Source organism: Simiduia sp. (genome assembly GCF_058345725.1).
In genome coordinates this window covers 21,944-40,696 of record NZ_JBTUOC010000059.1, presented here as the reverse complement: position 1 = coordinate 40,696, position 18,753 = coordinate 21,944, and the positions used below count along the sequence as shown (strand labels likewise).

At 57.0% G+C, this 18,753-nt stretch carries 17 protein-coding genes; 9 read left to right on the top strand and 8 right to left on the bottom strand.

The features are described 5' to 3' along the window. Positions 1-1,339: apolipoprotein N-acyltransferase (gene lnt / locus ACW8F6_RS13270; protein WP_491576357.1), on the top strand; the 1,339-nt coding region annotated here is incomplete at its 5' end. On the opposite strand, the gene ACW8F6_RS13265 is transcribed toward lnt, so the two are convergent. The 6 genes from ACW8F6_RS13265 to ACW8F6_RS13240 all read right to left on the bottom strand — a co-directional run bounded on the left by ACW8F6_RS13265 (position 1,323) and on the right by ACW8F6_RS13240 (position 4,898). Continuing rightward, positions 1,323-1,991 carry a nitroreductase gene (locus ACW8F6_RS13265; RefSeq protein ID WP_491576356.1) on the bottom strand — a complete coding sequence of 223 codons (669 nt, stop codon included), beginning with the start codon at positions 1,989-1,991 and terminating at the stop codon, positions 1,323-1,325. The genes lnt and ACW8F6_RS13265 overlap by 17 nt on opposite strands. A gap of 97 nt (positions 1,992-2,088) precedes the next feature. Further along, positions 2,089-2,325 (bottom strand): CDGSH iron-sulfur domain-containing protein, encoded by a 237-nt coding sequence (locus ACW8F6_RS13260; protein WP_491576355.1) that lies wholly within the window; start codon positions 2,323-2,325, stop codon positions 2,089-2,091. A gap of 52 nt (positions 2,326-2,377) precedes the next feature. Continuing rightward, on the bottom strand, positions 2,378-2,797 hold the full coding sequence (locus tag ACW8F6_RS13255; protein ID WP_491576354.1) for a hypothetical protein: 420 nt from the start codon (positions 2,795-2,797) through the stop codon (positions 2,378-2,380). A gap of 73 nt (positions 2,798-2,870) precedes the next feature. Next, complete coding sequence (locus ACW8F6_RS13250) at positions 2,871-3,248, bottom strand: hypothetical protein (RefSeq protein WP_491576353.1); 378 nt, start codon at positions 3,246-3,248, stop codon at positions 2,871-2,873. Positions 3,249-3,491: 243 nt separating this feature from the next. Then, entirely contained in the window at positions 3,492-4,430 is a 939-nt protein-coding gene (locus ACW8F6_RS13245; protein ID WP_491576352.1) for a diguanylate cyclase domain-containing protein, read from the bottom strand. 3 nt (positions 4,431-4,433) lie between these two features. Continuing rightward, on the bottom strand, positions 4,434-4,898 hold the full coding sequence (locus ACW8F6_RS13240) for a zinc ribbon-containing protein (RefSeq protein ID WP_491576351.1): 465 nt from the start codon (positions 4,896-4,898) through the stop codon (positions 4,434-4,436). A 141-nt stretch (positions 4,899-5,039) separates the two neighbouring features. Between ACW8F6_RS13240 and leuS the strand changes: the two genes are divergently transcribed. From leuS to holA, 3 genes are read left to right on the top strand one after another with little or no spacing between them, the layout of a single operon-like run. Further along, positions 5,040-7,505: a leucine--tRNA ligase gene (gene leuS / locus ACW8F6_RS13235; RefSeq protein WP_491576350.1), complete on the top strand. Its 2,466-nt coding sequence runs from the start codon at positions 5,040-5,042 to the stop codon at positions 7,503-7,505. A gap of 44 nt (positions 7,506-7,549) precedes the next feature. Then, entirely contained in the window at positions 7,550-8,092 is a 543-nt protein-coding gene (locus ACW8F6_RS13230; RefSeq protein WP_491576349.1) for an LPS-assembly lipoprotein LptE, read from the top strand. Then, positions 8,073-9,122 (top strand): DNA polymerase III subunit delta, encoded by a 1,050-nt coding sequence (holA, locus tag ACW8F6_RS13225; RefSeq protein WP_491576348.1) that lies wholly within the window; start codon positions 8,073-8,075, stop codon positions 9,120-9,122. The genes ACW8F6_RS13230 and holA overlap by 20 nt, the downstream gene beginning before the upstream one ends. A gap of 67 nt (positions 9,123-9,189) precedes the next feature. Here the strand turns inward: holA and ACW8F6_RS13220 are convergent, their stop codons facing one another. Both ACW8F6_RS13220 and ACW8F6_RS13215 read right to left on the bottom strand, forming a co-directional pair. Next, entirely contained in the window at positions 9,190-10,005 is an 816-nt protein-coding gene (locus ACW8F6_RS13220) for a hypothetical protein (RefSeq protein ID WP_491576347.1), read from the bottom strand. Positions 10,006-10,179: 174 nt separating this feature from the next. Next, a complete protein-coding gene (locus ACW8F6_RS13215) occupies positions 10,180-11,022 on the bottom strand; it encodes an HpcH/HpaI aldolase family protein (RefSeq protein ID WP_491576346.1) in 843 nt (280 codons plus the stop codon). 249 nt (positions 11,023-11,271) lie between these two features. Here ACW8F6_RS13215 and ACW8F6_RS13210 point away from each other — a divergent pair, with 249 nt between their 5' ends. The 5 genes from ACW8F6_RS13210 to ACW8F6_RS13190 are packed head-to-tail and all read left to right on the top strand — an operon-like array spanning position 11,272 to position 18,471. Beyond that, positions 11,272-12,489 (top strand): hypothetical protein, encoded by a 1,218-nt coding sequence (locus ACW8F6_RS13210; protein WP_491576345.1) that lies wholly within the window; start codon positions 11,272-11,274, stop codon positions 12,487-12,489. Then, positions 12,486-14,222 carry an IucA/IucC family protein gene (locus ACW8F6_RS13205; protein ID WP_491576344.1) on the top strand — a complete coding sequence of 579 codons (1,737 nt, stop codon included), beginning with the start codon at positions 12,486-12,488 and terminating at the stop codon, positions 14,220-14,222. Before ACW8F6_RS13210 ends, ACW8F6_RS13205 begins: the two co-directional genes overlap by 4 nt. Continuing rightward, entirely contained in the window at positions 14,215-15,438 is a 1,224-nt protein-coding gene (locus ACW8F6_RS13200; RefSeq protein WP_491576343.1) for an MFS transporter, read from the top strand. The genes ACW8F6_RS13205 and ACW8F6_RS13200 overlap by 8 nt, the downstream gene beginning before the upstream one ends. Next, a complete protein-coding gene (locus ACW8F6_RS13195; protein ID WP_491576342.1) occupies positions 15,419-17,263 on the top strand; it encodes an IucA/IucC family protein in 1,845 nt (614 codons plus the stop codon). The genes ACW8F6_RS13200 and ACW8F6_RS13195 overlap by 20 nt, the downstream gene beginning before the upstream one ends. Beyond that, on the top strand, positions 17,260-18,471 hold the full coding sequence (locus ACW8F6_RS13190) for a type III PLP-dependent enzyme (RefSeq protein ID WP_491576341.1): 1,212 nt from the start codon (positions 17,260-17,262) through the stop codon (positions 18,469-18,471). The genes ACW8F6_RS13195 and ACW8F6_RS13190 overlap by 4 nt, the downstream gene beginning before the upstream one ends. Positions 18,472-18,753 lie beyond the last annotated feature (282 nt).

Here is an 18,753-nt window from a genome sequence, read left to right as displayed (position 1 = left end):
CGTCAGCATTCACACCTTTGGCAACGCCCCGGCTTGGTTGGCCGCCAGCCTAACCGGCGGCTTTGTGGCCTTTATGGCGATGCTCTTTGCCCTGCCTTTTTGGCTCTGGCAAAGGTTCAATCCGGGCCCCTTGGCGCTCTGGGCACTGCCGCTCCTGTGGGTGTTAAACGAAGGTTTTCGGACCTGGATATTTACCGGCTTCCCGTGGCTGTTGGCGGGCTACGGCCACCTCCAATCCCCCCTGGCTGGTTGGGCGCCGGTGATGGGCGTCTATGGCATTGGCCTGTGGCTATGTTTTACCGCCATTACCCCTATGTACTTCTGGCGCCGGCGCTGGCGCCCAGCCCTATTGGCAAGTAGCTGCACGCTACTCGTCTGGTGGGCCGGCTCCTACCTCCAGGAGCTGCCCTGGACCGAAGCCGCCGGCTCACCCAAACAGGTGGCCATGGTACAACCCAATATTCCCCAACAGCACAAATGGGATCGCGACTGGCTAGAGCCCACCTATGACCGGCTGTTAACCGAAAGCAAACCCCATTGGCTGCAGGCGGACTGGCTGATTTGGCCGGAAGCGGCACTGCCCACACTCCTGAGCGATGCGCAGCCCTTCATGGCCGAACAGGCAACGCACGCCAACGCCACGCACACAGCGCTGGTGACCGGCGTCATTGTCGATAATCCTCAAGTCATCGAGCGCAGTGGCCGCAAGTTCCTGGCCCAGCGCTATCACAATAGTCTGGTGGTGCTCGGCCAAGGCCAGGGCGTCTACCACAAGCAGCGCCTGGTGCCCTTCGGAGAATACGTCCCTTTTGAAGAGCAGTTACGCGGGCTGATCGAATTTTTCGACCTGCCAATGTCGGTATTGCACCGAGGCCCAGATAACCAGGCACCCCTACTGCTGGGCGATACGGCGGTCTGGCCCGCCGTCTGCTATGAAATTGTCTACCCGGATTTGATTGCCGCCGGCAGTCGCAACGCGCAGGCTATTTTGACGGTCAGTAACGACGCCTGGTTTGGCGCCTCCATTGCACCCATTCAGCATTTGCAAATGGCTCAAATGCGCGCGCTGGAGACCCAAAGGCCGGTGGTGCGTGCTACCAATAACGGAATTTCGGCCATCATCGACGCCCAAGGGCGCATTACCGCCCAGGCGCCCCAATTTGCTCAAACCTCGCTCACCGGCAACCTGCAACCCCGTCGAGGGGACACCCCCTTTATGGTCACCGGCAGCTTGCCGCTCATGATCCTTTGCGCTGTGGCACTGGCAGCCGGTTATGGCTATCGGCGGAAACACCTAGCGCGTAGATCCGCATCGGAACCCATTACTCAACAACCCTAAGCACCTCGGCCAATGGCGCCCTTTCGGTGCGGGCATCATTGGCAGGCGCCTGTGCGGCGACACCAAAAGACACCCCCGTCAGCAATCCGCAATCCGCATCGATGCCCAGACACTCGCGCACAATGGGTGCATGGTGCGCCAATGCGCCCTGTACACAGGCGCCCAGGCCGGCCGCGTGTAGCGCCAGCACCAGGTTCTGCACATAGAGCCCCACATCGAGCGCATTGTTGTAACCAAGGCGCTTATCCATGCCGATAAATGCCACCTGAGGTGCATCAAAAAATGCGTAGTTGCGCCGCATGGCCGCCCAGCGGGCGTCCCTGTCTTGCCGGGCAATGCCCATCGCCCCGTAGAGCGCCCGGGCACAGTCTACCTGGCGTTGTCGCAAGGGCCCTTCAAAGTGTTCAACTGCGGGAAACTCCTGTGGGTATATCTCGCCGGCGTCGATGGCCGCCAGCAATCGGGCCCGCAACCGCTTGCAAGCCTCTCCGCGCACCAACCACACTCGCCAGGGTTGTGAGTTACAGTTTGAGGGCGCGCGCTGTGCGGCGCTAAAAATTTTGTCTAATAACGCTTTGGGTACCAGCTCGTCGGTAAACGCGCGCACCGAGTGGCGCCTGCTCAACCAGCGGTCAAATTCGTCGAGGTTCATAGGCTCTATTTGTGCGGGTAAAAACCTGAGTTTGCCGGACAGGGCGACCAGAGCATAGGATTTTTGCAATCAAACATCAGGGCCAATATGCTCACTGTTACCGATTGTGGGTGCCGTCGCAAAAAGGCGTTGTTGCGGTAGCCTTGCAGCCGCAGAAGAATTTTTTCTCATCTTTCGATGCCGTGAAAGCCACAGGCAGGAAGGGTGTGGGCTTGTGGCTACCGTCGCAAAAGGGCTGCGTCTGACTCAGGCCACAGGCGCACCAAAAATAGGTTTTGCCCGCCTGCACATCTATTGCGAAGGGCACATTGGCAGCGCGATGGGGTTTGTTCATGATGAGCTCCCGGCGCGACAACCAAATGGCCGCGCTCCGCTCAGTATAGCCCTTAAACCGCAGACGCCAGATTGCGCAGTTTCGCGTAAGACACCGGCACATGGCGCCCTTCGGTCAAAAACCGGCGAATATTCAGGTCTTCCAACTGCGGGGTCATCATGGCAAAGGTGTAGTGACCAATGGTGCGATCGGCTTTCCAGCCTAGCTGGAAAGCCCCAAACACGCTGCCCTGGTGCGGCAAATAAATATGGCGGTAGAACTGGGTACTGGCCAATGGCAAGTCCAACCGCGCCACCAACTGAGTGATTAAAGTGGCGGCATTGCGCGCAAGCACTGCGGCGGCCGGGCCGTCGGCCATAAATAAGGCATATTTCCCCTGTAGCTCGTACAGGCGAATTTGTAATTGCACCGGGTTGCCGCCCTTATCGTGCAATTCCACGTTGGACAGGTTCGGAAGTAGGTTGGGCTTCATACAGCGGCTCCGCTAAAACTCGTATTGACTCAATGCTCTGGTAAGCCACAAAGGCTTCCTCGCCAAATTCCGTTCAGGCGGCTGCAGCCGTCAGGCTGCTTAACAGTCCATTTATGTGCTTGTGATGCCCTGCTTTCACGGGGATCAACTTGGCGTCCAAAGGGCAGTCTGCCACCCAGTTGAAACGCCAGCGCCATAAATTGGCTCCGTTTTCGAACTCGCGCCACTCCACTATTTGCAAGCGCTCGTGGTCGCTGTCGCACAGGCTCATCAGCTGCCTGGCAAAGGGTTCTATATTTTTGGCTAGCCGACGGGCGGCAATATTATCTGCGATGCGCAGCACCACTAAATCGTGGCTGGCATCCCGGTGGCACAATACATCGACGTCCACCGATTGCCCCAGGCGGTTGCTCAGCACCACCGAGGTAAATTTGCTGTCACTAATGTACATCTCGACTCGCAAAACACGTCTTATCGTTATAGGTATACGCACTAATCTTGTAGATTTTATTGTTGTTATCTACAGGTGTCTGAAGGGCAACCCCCAAGGCGAATGAGTCTACCATAGAGCAATTCGGAGCCAATGCCTTTTCCTCTTATTCCAAAAAAGGCAGCATTTTCGTTTCGAAATGTGACAATAAGATGTTACCGCCGGAGACATTCGCCGCTAAGCGCCGCGCCACTCAGTCAGCGCTCAACACACCCGGTTGCGGCCGGCCTCTTTGGCGCGGTACAGCTGCTCATCGGCCGCCGCCACCAGGGCTTGCCAATCCTCGTCGCAGCCCGCCACGGCGCCAGCGCTTAACGTAACGACCTGTAGGGGACTGGATTGGTGCGGCAGAGCGAGCTGTTCTACCGCCGCCCTGGCCCGCTCTGCGGCCTGATGAGCACCTCGGGCATCGGTGTCGGGCAACAACAGCATCAACTCTTCGCCACCATAGCGGTAGAGTCGATCGCCCTGCCGCAGGGTACTTGCGATAGCCTTGGCCACAGACCGAAGCGCCTCATCGCCCATTTGGTGGCCGTAGTGGTCGTTGTAGCGCTTAAACCAGTCAATATCTAACAATGCCAACCCATAGGGGGCCTGTTTGCGCTTCGCCGCCGCTTGGGTGTAACTCATATCGCGCTCCATGGCGCGCCGGTTGCCAATACCCATCAGCGGATCGACCAAGCTCAGTGCCTTTAATCGCTCATTGTCGGTCTCCAGCGCCAGTTGCCGCTCCAAAATGTGTGCGTAGGCACGCACCAGATCCGTTTGGGTGACCACGCCCACCAGCTCGCCGGCCTCGTTGAGCACTGGTAAATGGCGAATCGACTTGGCCATACACAACTGCAGCGCAACCACTAAGCTGTCATTGCTGTACACGGTGTCCAGGCGCTCGGCCATGATACCGCCCACATGCCCCAGCTGCTGGGCGTTCAATCGCCCCTGGGCGAGCAAACTGTCGACGTGGGTCACCAAGTCGCGCTCGGTAATAATGCCCCGCAAGCCGCCCGTATCCTTCACCAATAAGCAGGAAACATTGCGACTGCGCATAATATGGAGGGCATTGGCCACGGTTTCTGCAGGCGCCACGCAGGTTAGCCGGCGCGACATTAACTGCGCGATGGGTATGTCGTGGAGCAGGGTCACGGGCTAGTGCGCCGTTAGGGTTTTAAACAGATCGCAGCCGCACGCCTGGCAAGGCGCGAGCGTTACGGTACCTTTGATTCGGGTGACAGCCCCGCAAGCCAGGCACTGCAATCGGCCATTTTCGACCACCTCGTCGGCCATGGCCAGCTGTTCGCCGTGACTGATGTGTCGCTGCAATTGCAGCCAATCCACCGAAGTGGGATCTGCAGCCTCCAATAGCCAATTGGCCGCGCGCGACTCCAACAACAACAGCTCGGACTTGAGGTCGGCCAAATACGACTGGGCATGGCGCACATCGTCCTTCAGGTAGGCGCTCACCAGCGAAGCCTCCTCTTCCAACATCTGTTCGGCGGCCAGTTCCAGTTTGACGAAGCTGCCGATTTCAGAGGCTAATGCCTCGCTCAGCTGCTCCGACAGATCGGGTTTTTGGACGCCACCCGGGTCTTGCTCATCGCGAAAATCTGCCATGCTGTCACCTCCCATTCACAGGGCTTGCGCAAAATCGCCAACCACCGTCCCTTCGCCGTACCATTCTGGCAACCGAGGCCCTATAATTGGCCGCTTTGCGCAGACCGCGCTGCACACATTACCAGTAAGTATAGGCCTATCGTGACAACTAACCTGCCGCTCGACGAACACTACCATCCCGACCAGATCGAATCTGCCACCCAGGCTTTCTGGGACGCGCGCCAGAGCTTTACCGTGACTGAAGACGCGCAGCGCGAAAAGTTCTACTGCCTGTCGATGTTCCCCTACCCCAGCGGCAAGCTGCACATGGGCCATGTGCGCAACTACACCATTAGCGACGTTATCGCCCGCTACCAGCGTATGCAGGGCAAGAATGTCCTGCACCCCATGGGCTGGGACGCCTTTGGCCTGCCGGCGGAAAATGCGGCCATCAAGCACAAAACCGCGCCAGCTAAGTGGACCTATTCCAATACCGATTATATGCGCGGCCAGTTGAAGCGCTTGGGTTTTGGGTTTGACTGGAGTCGCGAAGTCACCACCTGCAAGCCCGACTACTACAAGTGGGAGCAATGGTTCTTCACCCGTCTGATCGAAAAGGGATTGGCCTACAAAAAGGTCTCGGCGGTAAATTGGTGCCCTAACGATATGACCGTACTGGCCAACGAACAGGTGATCGACGGCTGTTGCTGGCGTTGCGATACCAAAGTAGAGCGCAAGGAAATCCCCCAGTGGTTTATTAAAATCACCGAATACGCCGAGCTGTTGCTCAATGATTTAGACCAACTCGACGAATGGCCAGAGCAGGTGCGCACCATGCAGCGCAACTGGATTGGCAAGAGTCAGGGCGTCGACATGACCTTCGCTCTGGCCGAGGCCGTGGGCGAACACACAGCGTTCGACGTCTACACCACTCGCCCGGACACCCTCATGGGCGTCACTTATGTCAGCCTCGCCGCCGAGCATCCCATCAGCAAAAAACTGGCTGAAACCAACCCGGCTCTGGCCGCGTTCATCGCCGAGTGCAAAATCCAATCTGTGTCCGAGGCCGATATGGCCACCATGGAAAAGAAAGGCGTGGACACAGGTATCACCGCTCTACACCCGCTCACTGGCGAACCCGTGCCCGTGTGGGTGGCCAACTATGTGTTGATGGATTACGGCTCCGGTGCCGTCATGGCCGTGCCCGCGCACGACCAACGCGACTTCGAATTTGCGCAGAAATATCAGCTGCCCATCGCGCAAGTGATCGACGGCGAAGGCGATCTGAGCCAAGCCGCCATCGTGGAAAAAGGCACGCTCATTAACTCCGGTGAATTTAACGGGCTAGACTTCCAAGCCGCCTTCAATGCTATTGCCAAAAAACTCGAGAGCGAAGGCAAAGGCAAAATCACCACCAATTACCGCCTGCGCGACTGGGGTGTATCCCGCCAGCGCTACTGGGGTTCGCCAATTCCAGTGATGTATCTGAAAGACGGCCAGGAAATACCTGTGCCCGCCTCGCGCTTGCCCGTGCTGTTGCCGGAAGAGGTCACCATGGATGGCGTCCACTCGCCGATCAAGCAAGACGAAAGCTGGCGCAAGACAGAGATTGACGGCCAGCCAGCCGAGCACGAAACCGATACCTTTGACACCTTTATGGAGTCCTCCTGGTACTACGCGCGCTACACCTGCGCCAATTTTGACGGCGGCATGATCGACAAGCAGGCGGCCGATTACTGGCTGCCCGTGGATCAGTACGTCGGCGGTATCGAACACGCTATTTTGCACCTTCTGTACGCGCGCTTTTTCCACAAGCTCATGCGCGATGAAGGCCTGGTGAGCGGCGACGAGCCCTTTAAACGTTTGCTGTGCCAGGGCATGGTATTAAAAGACGGCACCAAAATGTCCAAGTCCAAGGGCAATACGGTGGACCCACAAGAGTTGATCGACCAATACGGTGCCGACACTGTGCGCTTGTTCACCATGTTCGCCGCACCGCCCGAGCAATCGCTAGAGTGGAACGACGCCGGCGTGGAAGGCGCGCACCGCTTTTTGCGCAAACTTTACAAGGCCGTTTACGCGCACCAGCAGGCCGGCACGACACCTGCGCTGGATGTGAACAAACTCACTGGCGCGCAAAAAGATTTGCGCCGCAAGACCCACGAAACCATTGCAAAAGTAAGCGACGACTACGGCCGCCGCCAAACCTTCAACACCGCCATAGCCGCGGTGATGGAATTGCTCAACGAGGTCTCGCGCTTTGACCGCCAGGCCGACCAAGACCTGGCCGTAGAGCGCGAGGCCTTGGTGGCCGCCGTACAGTTGTTGGCGCCCATCGTGCCGCACATCTGCCACCTGTTGTGGCAGGCTTTAGGCCATAGCGACAATCTTCTGGATGCCGGTTGGCCACAAGTCGACGATGCAGCACTGGTAAAAAGTGAGCTGGAACTAGTCGTGCAAATCAATGGCAAGGTACGCGCTAAAATCACCGTGGCGGCCGACGCCGACAACGACAGCATTATCGCCCTGGCCAAGGCCAACGAAAATGTGCAAAAGTTTTTGGACGGGGTTGAGATCAAAATGTGCAAGGTAATTCCGGGCAAACTGGTCACCTTCGCGGTGAAATAATCACCTGCCGCACCTCTGGGTGCGGCGCTATTACACGGATCGACATGAAAATATTGACGCGGGCTACGGCCCTTCTCTGCGTGTTTTTGCTCTCCGCTTGCGGCTGGCACCTGCGCGGTTCCCTGAACTTACCCAGCGATCTGCACAGCATCTACATCCAAGGCGCCAGCGCCAGTCTCCATCAAGCACTGAGCCAACAACTGCAAGCAAGCGACATCGCGGTGGCGCAATCGGCTGCCAATGCACAGTACACACTGGCCATCGCCAACGAGCGCAAGGATCGTCGCACAGCGGCCCTCGGCAGCGACGCACTCGCCGCTCAGTACGAATTTATCAGCAGTGCCGATTTCGAATTCCGCAATCCCGCCGGAGCCTTGCTCGGCTTGCCAGACCAAGTACAAATCACCCGCAGCGTCAACTTCGACGCCAACCAAGTGCTCGGTTCTGCCAGCGAAAGCGAATTAGTCCAGCGCGAAATGACGCGCGATCTCGCGAGCCAGATTATTCGCCGCCTGAGCTTCCTTATCAAAACGCCGCCAACAAACGCGGTAACCGCACAGGACGCCAATGGCACGCCTGCGCCCTGAACAGCTGAGCGCAGCCCTTAACAAAGGGCTGGCGCCTATTTATGTGATTAGCGGCGACGAGCATCTGCTGGTGCAGGAAGCCTGTGACGCCCTGCGCGCAGCGGCGCGAGCCCAGGGGTTTTGCGAGCGCGAGCGCTACCAAACCGACAACCAGTTTGAGTGGCATCAATTGGCCAACGCCGCGGCCAACATGTCGTTGTTCGCCGATAAAAAACTCATCGAATTACACATCCCCAATGGCAAGCCCGGCGCCGAGGGCGGGAAAGCATTGCAGCAGTACGCGCAGCAACCTCCCGATGACAACCTGCTGATGGTGGTTTTGCCCAAATTAGATCGCAACAGTCTCAAGGCCAAGTGGTTCGGCGCGCTCGAAAGCGCCGGCGTGTTTGTACAAATTTGGCCAATCAATAGCGCACAGCTACCGCAGTGGCTGAACAACCGGCTGAAGCAGGCGGGACTAACCGCCGACCGCACGGCGGTGGACATGCTCGCCACCCGTATCGAAGGCAATCTATTGGCCGCCGCGCAAGAAATCGAAAAATTGAAATTGTTGGCCGACGACGGACACATTACGGCACAGCAATTGGGCAACGTCGTGGCTAATTCGGCCCGCTACGATGTATTTGGCCTGGTGGACCGCGCTCTAATGGGCGATACCCAAGGCGCGGTGCGCAACCTCCAAGGACTGCGCGGAGAAGGCACCGAACCCCTCGCCATTTTATGGGCACTGGCCCGCGAAATTCGCAGCCTCATTCAAGTGGCGCACGGCGCCGAAAACGGCAGTAATTTCGACTGGGCCTGTAAACAAGCGGGCGTGTGGGACAGTCGCAAAAATCTTATTAAAACAGCCCTGGGCAGGCTTAGGCTCGCCGAACTGGAGATGCTGCTGCGCAAGGCCAACGGCATAGATCGCGCCGTTAAAGGTATGCGCATGGCCAACCCCTGGGATGAGTTACTCGATGTAGTGCTGCACTTGGCCGGGGTTCGCAGCCTGTCGGCGAGTAATACACGTATGAGTTTAACGCTCTAAATTCCCGCACTGCGCTCGCCATGAATCCCGTAATCGCCCAGCGAGTACTTTCAACGGTGCCAAGCGCTCAAGATTGCGCGGGCTTCACAAATTCCAATAGAAAACGGCTGGTTTTGCCCCGGACACTGGCGTCAAACACACTGACAGCTGGGTCGTCCGTGGCATTTTCCAACAGTGCGCTTTGCGATCGCAGGGTAAAGCCCGCTTGCGTCAAACGCTGTACCACAAAGGCTTTTTCTATGCGGTGCAAAGCCTGCGCCGCCGCGGCACCACTGCCTTGCGCCGCCTGGTGATCGACGATTACTAGGCGACCACCGGGCACCAGGCCTCGATACAACTGCGCAATAAAATGGCTATCGTCAATGGCCGGCCAACCATCCTTTTCATTCACAAAATACAGATCGTGAAAGCTCAGCCCCATATACATTAAGTCGTGCTGGTTGTGTCCCAGCGCCAGATTCGACACCTCTCGATCGTGAATTTGCGCCGGACCGCTTTTACCCGCAAAACGTTTACCCACATCCGGGCCCACAAACTGGCGATAGGCGGCATTATTGTGCACTAACACCTGTCCGTTAGGCCCCACAGCAGCGGCAAATAATTCACTCCAGTATCCACCGCCGGCAAAGATATCTACGACCTTGCTGCCGGGCGCGATGTTCATCCAGCCGATGACCTCGGCAGCTTTATCGCGCTGATCGCGAGCCCGATCCGCCTGCGCGCGATCAGGTGCCGCCAGCACACGTTGTACGCCACTGGCGTCCGCCAAGGCAGGGGGCGCCAGCAGACCGGCCAGAAGTGCAACACTCAAAGCCCGCGCCAGCAGGCCCGTTATGCTTTGCGCTAGTCCAGTCGGGTAAATACGATTGAAGGTGTATTGCATGTGCACATCTCTCCGCTGCTGAAAATCAATAGTGCTGGCACGCGGTCTATTGTGCACGCACCTGTCCACGCCGCGCCTTAACCAGCGTCCGCCCCTTGGGAATTAGCGCATTAACGCTAGGGGTTTAGCTTTGCATCCGCAAGTGCGCTGCGCTCGACGACACTGCCCCTGCGATTAAACGGCCGCTCCGCGTCTCCGCAACTCGCCAACAATTGCCCCAGCCGCAGCGTCGGGCTTGGGCAGATTAGGCAGTTGCGCTTTTTGCGCGGCCAGATAATCGCGTAGCTGGCGAAAAATAATTCCCCTGTCCTCGCCAAGTACGAAGGCGCGCACGCCGGCGTCACACCACGCCGCAAGTTGACCCGGCTGACGAGGAATGGCGCAATAGGGCACCTCCGCCTCGGCACAGTGTCGAGCCATAGTGCGCAGCGCTGCCTGTACAGCCGGATGCCCCACTTGGCTGCCATACCCCATGGCGATACTCAGATCCAGCGCTCCCTCCAACACCATATCGATTCCTGGCAAGGTCAGCATATCAGGTAGCGCTGCCAGCCCGAGGGGATTTTCAACCATTAGCACCAACATCACCGCGCGGTTAGCCCGTGTCATGTAATCATCGATGCCCAGCCGACCAAAGCCGGTAACTCGTCCACCAGTGATTCCGCGAGTGCCCTGCGGCGGAAATCGCACCGCCGCCACCGCGGCTTCGGCCTCCGCTCGGCTGCGCACGCGCGGCACAACTATGCCCTGCGCACCAAAATCCAGCGCGCGGGCCATCATTTGAGGCTCGCAGAGCGGCACCCTGACCCACGCGCAAATCCCCGCCGCCGCCGCAGCCCGCAAACACTGCTGCAACCCCTCAGCTGACAACAGCTGATGCTCGGTATCAATGATCACAAAGTCGTAACCGGCATAGGCTAGCATTTCGCACACCAGCGGCGAGGGGAGTGAGTTCAGCAATCCAAATACTGGCGTACCATTTTCCATTTTTCTCCGCAGTGCATTTTCAACCAACATCCGTACGCCTTAAATCACAAATGAGAACGATTATTATCTTAACTTCGGCGAATAGGCGTCAAGCGACTCATCGGAAACTGGCGTCACCAAGAGGCAATGAGCGACAAAAAAATAAACAAGAACAATTATCATTTGCAAAATTGAATACGCATTCGGTAGAGTGCGCGCCATATCAATTCCCACCCACCGGCAATCGATCGATACGCCGCAGGCAGGTTGACCCATTCATTCGAATTCAGGGAGATCTGCATGCACCGCAACATGCTGCTCATCGCACAGGTATTAAACAGCGCAGTCACCGAGGGCTTTATTCCGGCTGCGCACAAATTAGGTTATCGGGTTACCTTGGTGACCGATCACGGCCGCGCCTACGGCCACTACTACCAACAACATCCCAGTCACGCACCAGCGGCCATCATCGAATGCGATGTGTTTAACCCGCTGGCCATTTTGGCCTGTGTGCAGGCGCGGGGCTTGCACCCACAACTGGTATTTACCAACAGCGATCACCTGCAAACGGCCACTGCGCTGGTGGCAGACTACCTGGGCTTACCCGCCAAAAATTGGCACACCTGCTACCGCGCCAAGCACAAGCACTCCATGCGGGAGCACTTGGCCAAGTTAGCGCTACCCAGCACCTGGTCGCGGCGCCTGACTGCGCATACACCGCTGCCCGAGGACCTCCAGTTCCCACTGATAGCCAAGCCCGCCGAAGGCGTTTCGGGATTACACGTACAGCGATGCAACGACGCCCATGCTCTGCAACTGTGCCGCGATAACTTCTATCGCCAGCACCCCGCGGGGGAGCTGCTGCTAGAAGGCTTACTGGAAGGGCCTTTGTTTACACTCGAAACCCTGGGCGACGGCAACGCGCTAGTGGTAGTGGGCGGCTTTGATGTCACGCTGTCGGCGCCGCCCCACTTTGTAGAACTACAAGCCCAGTGGCAGGGGCCAATCAGTCGTCGGTACCAGCGGGAAGCCGTCGCTCAAATTAAACAATTTGGCGTGGGCCTGGGCGCCTGTCATAGCGAATTTATCGCCACACCCAATGGGCCGGTACTGGTTGAAATCAACTATCGCAGCGTGGGCGACCAGCGCGAATTTCTGTTGGATCAACTGCTGCCCTTCAACTGGTTTGAAACCATTCTACAACTGCACGCCGGCAGGCCGCTGGCACAGATGCCCGAAGTCCATACTGCTCAGACGTCCGACGCGCGCGCACTCATCCGCTACCTGCCCGCCACTCAATCCGGCCATCTTGTCCAGATTCAACCGGGCCACACCCAACGCGCGCACAATGTAACCTTGCAGTTTAAGCCGCTCAAGCAACCCGGTGAGCGAATAGAGCTCAGTCACTCCAACAAAGATTATTTGGGAGTCATAACGGCGAGCACCGATAACGAGTCGGCTCTGCACCCCGCCATGGACCAATTTGTAAAAAGTTTATCCTGGGAGATTCAAGCATGAGCGTCTGTCGAATTAGCCGCCGTATCATTGATGCCTGCCTGCGCGAAAACGTATTTGGCCTTCTAGACCGCGCCCAAGTTATCGCCCCGCCGGCAATTGCAGCGCGCTTTGACAACCATCTTTGCCTGCAAATTCTTTGGCGGCAAAAGATACTGTGTTTACCTGTACAGCCCTCGCAGTACATGCAGCCATGGCGCGCCACCGGCGATTGGTGGCTCGCGCTCAACGGGCAACAATGGCAGTGGCAACAGGGTTTTGCCGCCTGGCTAACGCTGTTGGGTGAGCGCGAAGACGATGAGACTCGTGCCGCCCTGGCCACCTACCAGGCGGAGGCAGAAAGTGCGGTCGAACACCAACAACTTTGCAGTGCGGCCTATGAGGCGCGCGAATTGCAATGGCAAAGCGGCTTACCTGCGTGTGAACAGTGGCACGACCGGCTGCTTTTCAGCGAGCAATTAGCGGCATTTAAGGATCATCCCTACTATCCCACGGCACGCGCCAAAGTGGGCTTTAGTTCAGAGGATCTACGGCACTACGCGCCTGAATTTGCACCAAAATTTCGCTTGCGCTGGCTGGCGGTAGAACGTCAACTCTTGCAACAAACATCCGCACCGCCGGCCTGTTGGCCCAGCATGGGCGATCTGGGACTACCGGCAGATTTCGAACAATCGCACGCCCTGTTACCCGTACACCCGTTGACCTACGATAGCCTGCAATTCTTACCCGAGGGCATCATTAAACTTCAGCCGGCCTACCTGGAAGTTGAACCCACGCTGTCGGTACGCACCGTCATGGTGTGCAGTGCGCCGGCAACGCACATTAAATTGCCGCTGCTCATGCGTACATTGGGCAACAAAAATCTGCGCTTGATCAAACCCAGCACACTGTACGACGGTCATCAATTTGCACAAATTCTTACCCAACTCTCCAACCACGACCGCCATCTAAGTTTTCTGCATTGCGACGAATCCCACGGCGCCCACGTGGGCGACGACAAGCGGTTGGCCTACATAGTTCGGCAATACCCCAGCGCGGTGACAAAGGAAGATAACCCCTCCGCATTGGTACCGGTAGCGGCGTTGACTGCGCAACTGCCCGACGGACGCCTGTATGTCGAACAGCTGGCCGCGCAATACTACAGCGGCGACATTCATACCTGGCTCGAGCAGTATTTGCAGTTAATGCTCGGTATCCACATAAGGCTATGGATTGTGTATGGCGTTGCTCTGGAAGCAAACCAACAAAATGCGGTGCTGATTTTCAATCACAATGCGCCGCTCGGCTTGCTAATGAAAGATAACGACGCCGCCCGACTGTGGCCGGCGCGCTTTAATCAAGCTGCCCCCCAGCTGGCACACTTGCCCAGAGCGCTGCGAGACACGCGGCTGCTGGTTGATAACGAATTGCCGCTGGCGCAAATGTTTACCACCATCACGTTGCAACTGAACATTGCCGCAATTTTCGAAGCTCTGGCTGAAAAAAAAATAGCCCGCCGAAGCGCACTGTACACGCTGCTCCAGCAGGCAATCGACAAGCAACTCTCCGTACTGAGCGCCACTGGCGCAGATACCCACTGCGCACGCGCCTGCCTGCTCGACAGCGAGAAGCTCTACGCAAAGTACTTGTTGAGTGCCGGTAGTTTGCTCACCAAAGTGCGCAGCGGCGCAGCTGATATCAATAAGCACTACGGGCTTACGGCGCCCAATTTTCTACGGGGCCCATGGCATGACTAACGCACGCGGCGCCGGGCACATTTGGCAGTTGCAAAGTGCGGTACTGACCTGTCACTTTCTCGCCGCCTTTACGGTTTTGGGTATGCCACTGTTTCTACCGCGCATGCTCGATACCTTAGACCCCAAGGCACCCATACTGCTGGTGGGACTACTTTTTGCACTACCCACTGTTTGCACAGCGCTCAGCGCCACCCACTGGGGTCGCTTTGCCGATCGATTTGGCAAACGTCGTTCGCTGCTGCGCGCGCAACTGGGGCTGGCGCTGGGTTTTTGGGTAGCGGGAAGCGCCACCAGCATACCTATATTTGCTGCAGGCTTGGCGTTGCAAGGTTTGTGCGGAGGTACGCTGGCTGCCTCCAACGCCTATTTGTCGTCGCAAATGCAGGGCGATCGACTGGCGCAAAGTTTAAACCTCACACAGGTATCTGCGCGCCTGGCGCTTCTGACCGCCCCCCTAGTAATCGGGCTATTTACCCAGCGCACCAACCCGCTTGCAATCTATCAGTACCTGGCATTTTTGCCACTACTGGCATTTTTACTGGCGCTGCGCTTGCCTTCCGACCGGAGCTTACAAGACAAGCGAGAAAACACCACACCAATGAGTGCAGAAAAATTGACCGCGCCATGTAGACCAACGGACGGTGCTGCACCCGAAGTAACGCTAAACGGCGTACTGGCGCTTCAATTCTTATTTTGCGCCGCAATGGTGCTCACCTTTCCCTATTTTTTAGACTACTTGCAAGCGTTGCATATCCAATCCGACAGCCTGGCGGGCCTGCTGTACAGCTTGCCCCACGCTGTGTATCTCGCGGGAGCCTTTGCACTACCCAAAGTACCCGGTAGCGCCGACGCGCAAGCGCGCACGGGGCTGCTGCTGCTATTGTGCGCTTGCGTGCTACATACCCTGCTTTCCGACATCTGGCTGTTGGTGTTAGCACGCCTGCTATTTGGATTGGGCATGCTATTGACCTACCACGGCTTACACCGCTTGCTCAGCGAACACGTTAAATCTAGTAAGCGCGCAGGGGCATTATTTGGCCGCTACGATGCTTACGGAAAATGGGCGGGCGTTGGTGCGGGTTTGTTCGCCGGGCTGTGCGTAAGCGTAACCGATACTCGAAGCCCATTCATTGCCGCGGCGGTTTGCGCCGCCTTGGGTACCGCTTTACTGATCAAACACTCCAGAGGTATCAAGCATGCTGACTACTCCGCTTAACACCCGGTCATCCGAATCTCCCGCAGCACACCACCCTGGCTTATCGAATACAACGCAGTGGTTGCACCGCGAATTGGCGGAACACAATGCCATTCAGTGCCTACTTAACTGCTATCTGCGCGAATATGCGCTACCCACGCACCAAGTAATTTTTAACGCGCAAGTTGCTCATGCGCCGCGCGTACTCACGCACGGCCAAGGCCAGCTGGTACACATTCACTTTGACGCACAAACACAGCTACTAATCTGTGCCGATCACATCGGCCTACTTGGCCGCTGTCGCTTTGTCTCCGCGCCCTACCTTAAGCGCGATGGCAGTTGGCAGCGGATCGCGGCCACGGAGCTCAGCCATCTGCTGCTCCAACACATGGCAAATAGGCTGCGCACCGACTACAACGGCGATTTATTTGAGCAAATTCAAAACAGCATTAGAGTCAGTGAGGCTTTTCTCAATCGACGCGCACAAAAGCGCCCACCCAAGGATGTTTTTTTGGGGGCCGAGCAATCATTGGTATGGGGCCACGCATTTCACCCTGCACCCAAAAGTCGGCATGGCGTGAGCATGGACGACATGCTTGCCTGTTCGCCCGAGCTCTACGCCCGCTTTCCACTGTTTTGGTTTCGCGTACAACCACAACTGATAGAACAAATAGGCACGCAATGCGCGGCTACCGCGCTGTTCGAAAACTTACACGAACAGGCGGACTGCCTCTACCCCTGTCACCCCTGGGAGGCGCAGTACATTCTGCGTCAGCCACTGGCCCGCGCTGCCATTGATGCGGGGCTGATGACTCCCCTGGGGTGCCTGGGCAAAAGCCTGGCACCCACCTCCTCTGTGCGCACCTTGTATCATCCTGAACTGTCGCTACAATTAAAATTTTCCATCCACGTCCGCCTCACCAACTGCGTGCGAAAAAATGCGTGGTACGAGCTGGAAAGTGCCGTGGCGCTCACCGATTTGCTGCGACCATTGGAGCGCGCGCTCAAACAGCAACTTCCACACTTCTCCTGTCTGTTGGAGCCCATTGCCACAACCATTAACTTACAGACCTTTGCCAAACAACAAGGGCTAGACGGCGCGCAGTGCTTGCGGGAATCCTTTGGTATTTTATACCGGGATAATTTCACGGGTGCACAACACGTAAAAGGCGCACAGATAGAAGTGGCCGCCAGCCTGTTCGCCTACGACAGCGACGGTCACAGCCTCGCCACCGCGCGCATCAATCAGATCGCGAACAAGCGACGGCAAAACTATGATTCGGTTGCTCGCCAATGGCTATCAGCCTACGCACAATGCCTGCTTTCAGGCGTGTTGCACTATGCGTTTATCGAAGGGGTGATCTTTGAGCCACACCTGCAAAATGTATTAATTGGCAGTACCAAAGACTGGCCAGATCATATTTGGATTCGCGATCTCGAAGGCACTAAATTGTTGGCTGAACACTGGCCGAAAGAGCGATTAACAGGTTTATCAGTGCGCGCGCGCACCTCTGTCTACTACACCCGTACCCAAGCGTGGCAGCGCATAGCCTATTGTGTTTTGGTGAATAATTTAAGCGAAGCAATTTTTCACTGCGCCGATGGCAGAAGCCAGCTCGAACAGCAACTGTGGCAGGAGCTTGGACAGATAATCGATCGCTGGCAGCGCAGCAACGGCGAACAACCGGAGCTTACGGCCCTGCTTAAGGGCGCCCCAATTCCCTGCAAAACAAATTTTACTACCCGACTGCTACAACAGGCGGACCGCCGATCGGGGTATGTGGATTTAACCAACCCAATAACGGCGATTGCCACTGGCAGCCAATTCCTGGAGGGCGAGGCGTGATTGATACACAGCTGTTAGAAAAGCTACGTGCACAAAGTGACGACCCGCTGTGCGCATACATCTACGACCTGCCCGAACTGCGCCGCCACGCACAGTCAATGGTCGATCAACTGCCAGACAACGCCGAATTGTTTTACGCGGCTAAAGCCAATCCCGATGCTAATATTCTCGCGACATTGGCGCCCATTGTGGCAGGTTTTGAAGCGGCCTCAGGCGGAGAACTGCGTTGGTTGCAACAGCAGCAACCGGGTATACCGCTTATTTTTGGCGGCCCGGGTAAAATGGACAGCGAATTGCGCCTGGCGCTGCAAACCGGCGTGGACGCTCTCCATGTGGAAAGCCTCACCGAACTGCAACGGCTGGCGACACTGAGCGACCAGCTCGATTGCTCCGCCACGGTTTTCCTGCGCATGAACATTACCCTAAACGGCGTGCACAGCACTCGTCTGGCGATGGGCGGTAAACCCACGCCCTTCGGCATCGATCCCTCGGAGCTGGACACAGCACTCAAGCTGATTGCCCGCAACAAGCGATTACAGCTGGCGGGCTTTCACTTTCATTCCCTGTCGCATCAACTGGACGATCTCGCCCAGCTGGCGTTAATTCAGCACTATTGCCGCACCGTTAAACACTGGTGTCGCGACTATCACTTAACGCTACCCGTGCTTAACGTCGGCGGGGGCATGGGTATCGACTATGCGGCCAGCCCAAAACAATTAACGGGCACAGGTGAATGGCCACATTTTAATTGGACGCGCTTTTGCGAGAATCTCAAAACGCTCATCACCCAAGAAGCCATGATAGATACCCGCATGCGCTTTGAATGCGGTCGCTATGTGACCGCCCATTGCGGCTACTACGCCGTTGAAGTACTCGACATTAAACGCAATCACGGGGAATACTTCGCCATCTGCCGTGGCGGCACCCACCACTTCCGCACGCCGGCCGCGCAGGCGCACAATCACCCCTTCGTGGTGATCCCCGGCACCAGGCGAGGTCAGACACTGACGCAGCAATCAGTAACGCTGGTGGGCCAACTGTGCACCCCCAAGGATGTTTTTGCCCGGCAACAACAAGTGGCCTCAATCGCCATTGGCGACACAGTAGTATTTCCGCTCGCCGGCGCCTACGCCTGGAATATTTCGCATCAGAATTTTTTAATGCATGCACCGCCACTGTTTCACATGCTGGAAAACAAGAAAACTTAAACGTACTAGGAATCAGCACTATTTGAAGAGACTGATTTCGAGAGGGCTTAACGCGCTCACGGCAATTGACAAGTCGCAAGCGCGTGAGTATGCGAGTAATTGGGTGAGCGCTATATGGCCATTCATCGCGCCAAAGCCGTTAAGTCCGCCACTGCTATGCACAATGTTGCAACAACAGTATTTCAAAGCGTGGGGCTTCGCCATATTCGCCACCCCACTGGTTTCCAGCTCAATCAGTGGGGCTCACAAGGAAGTAAAGCGGCAATTAATCGTACTGCAGAG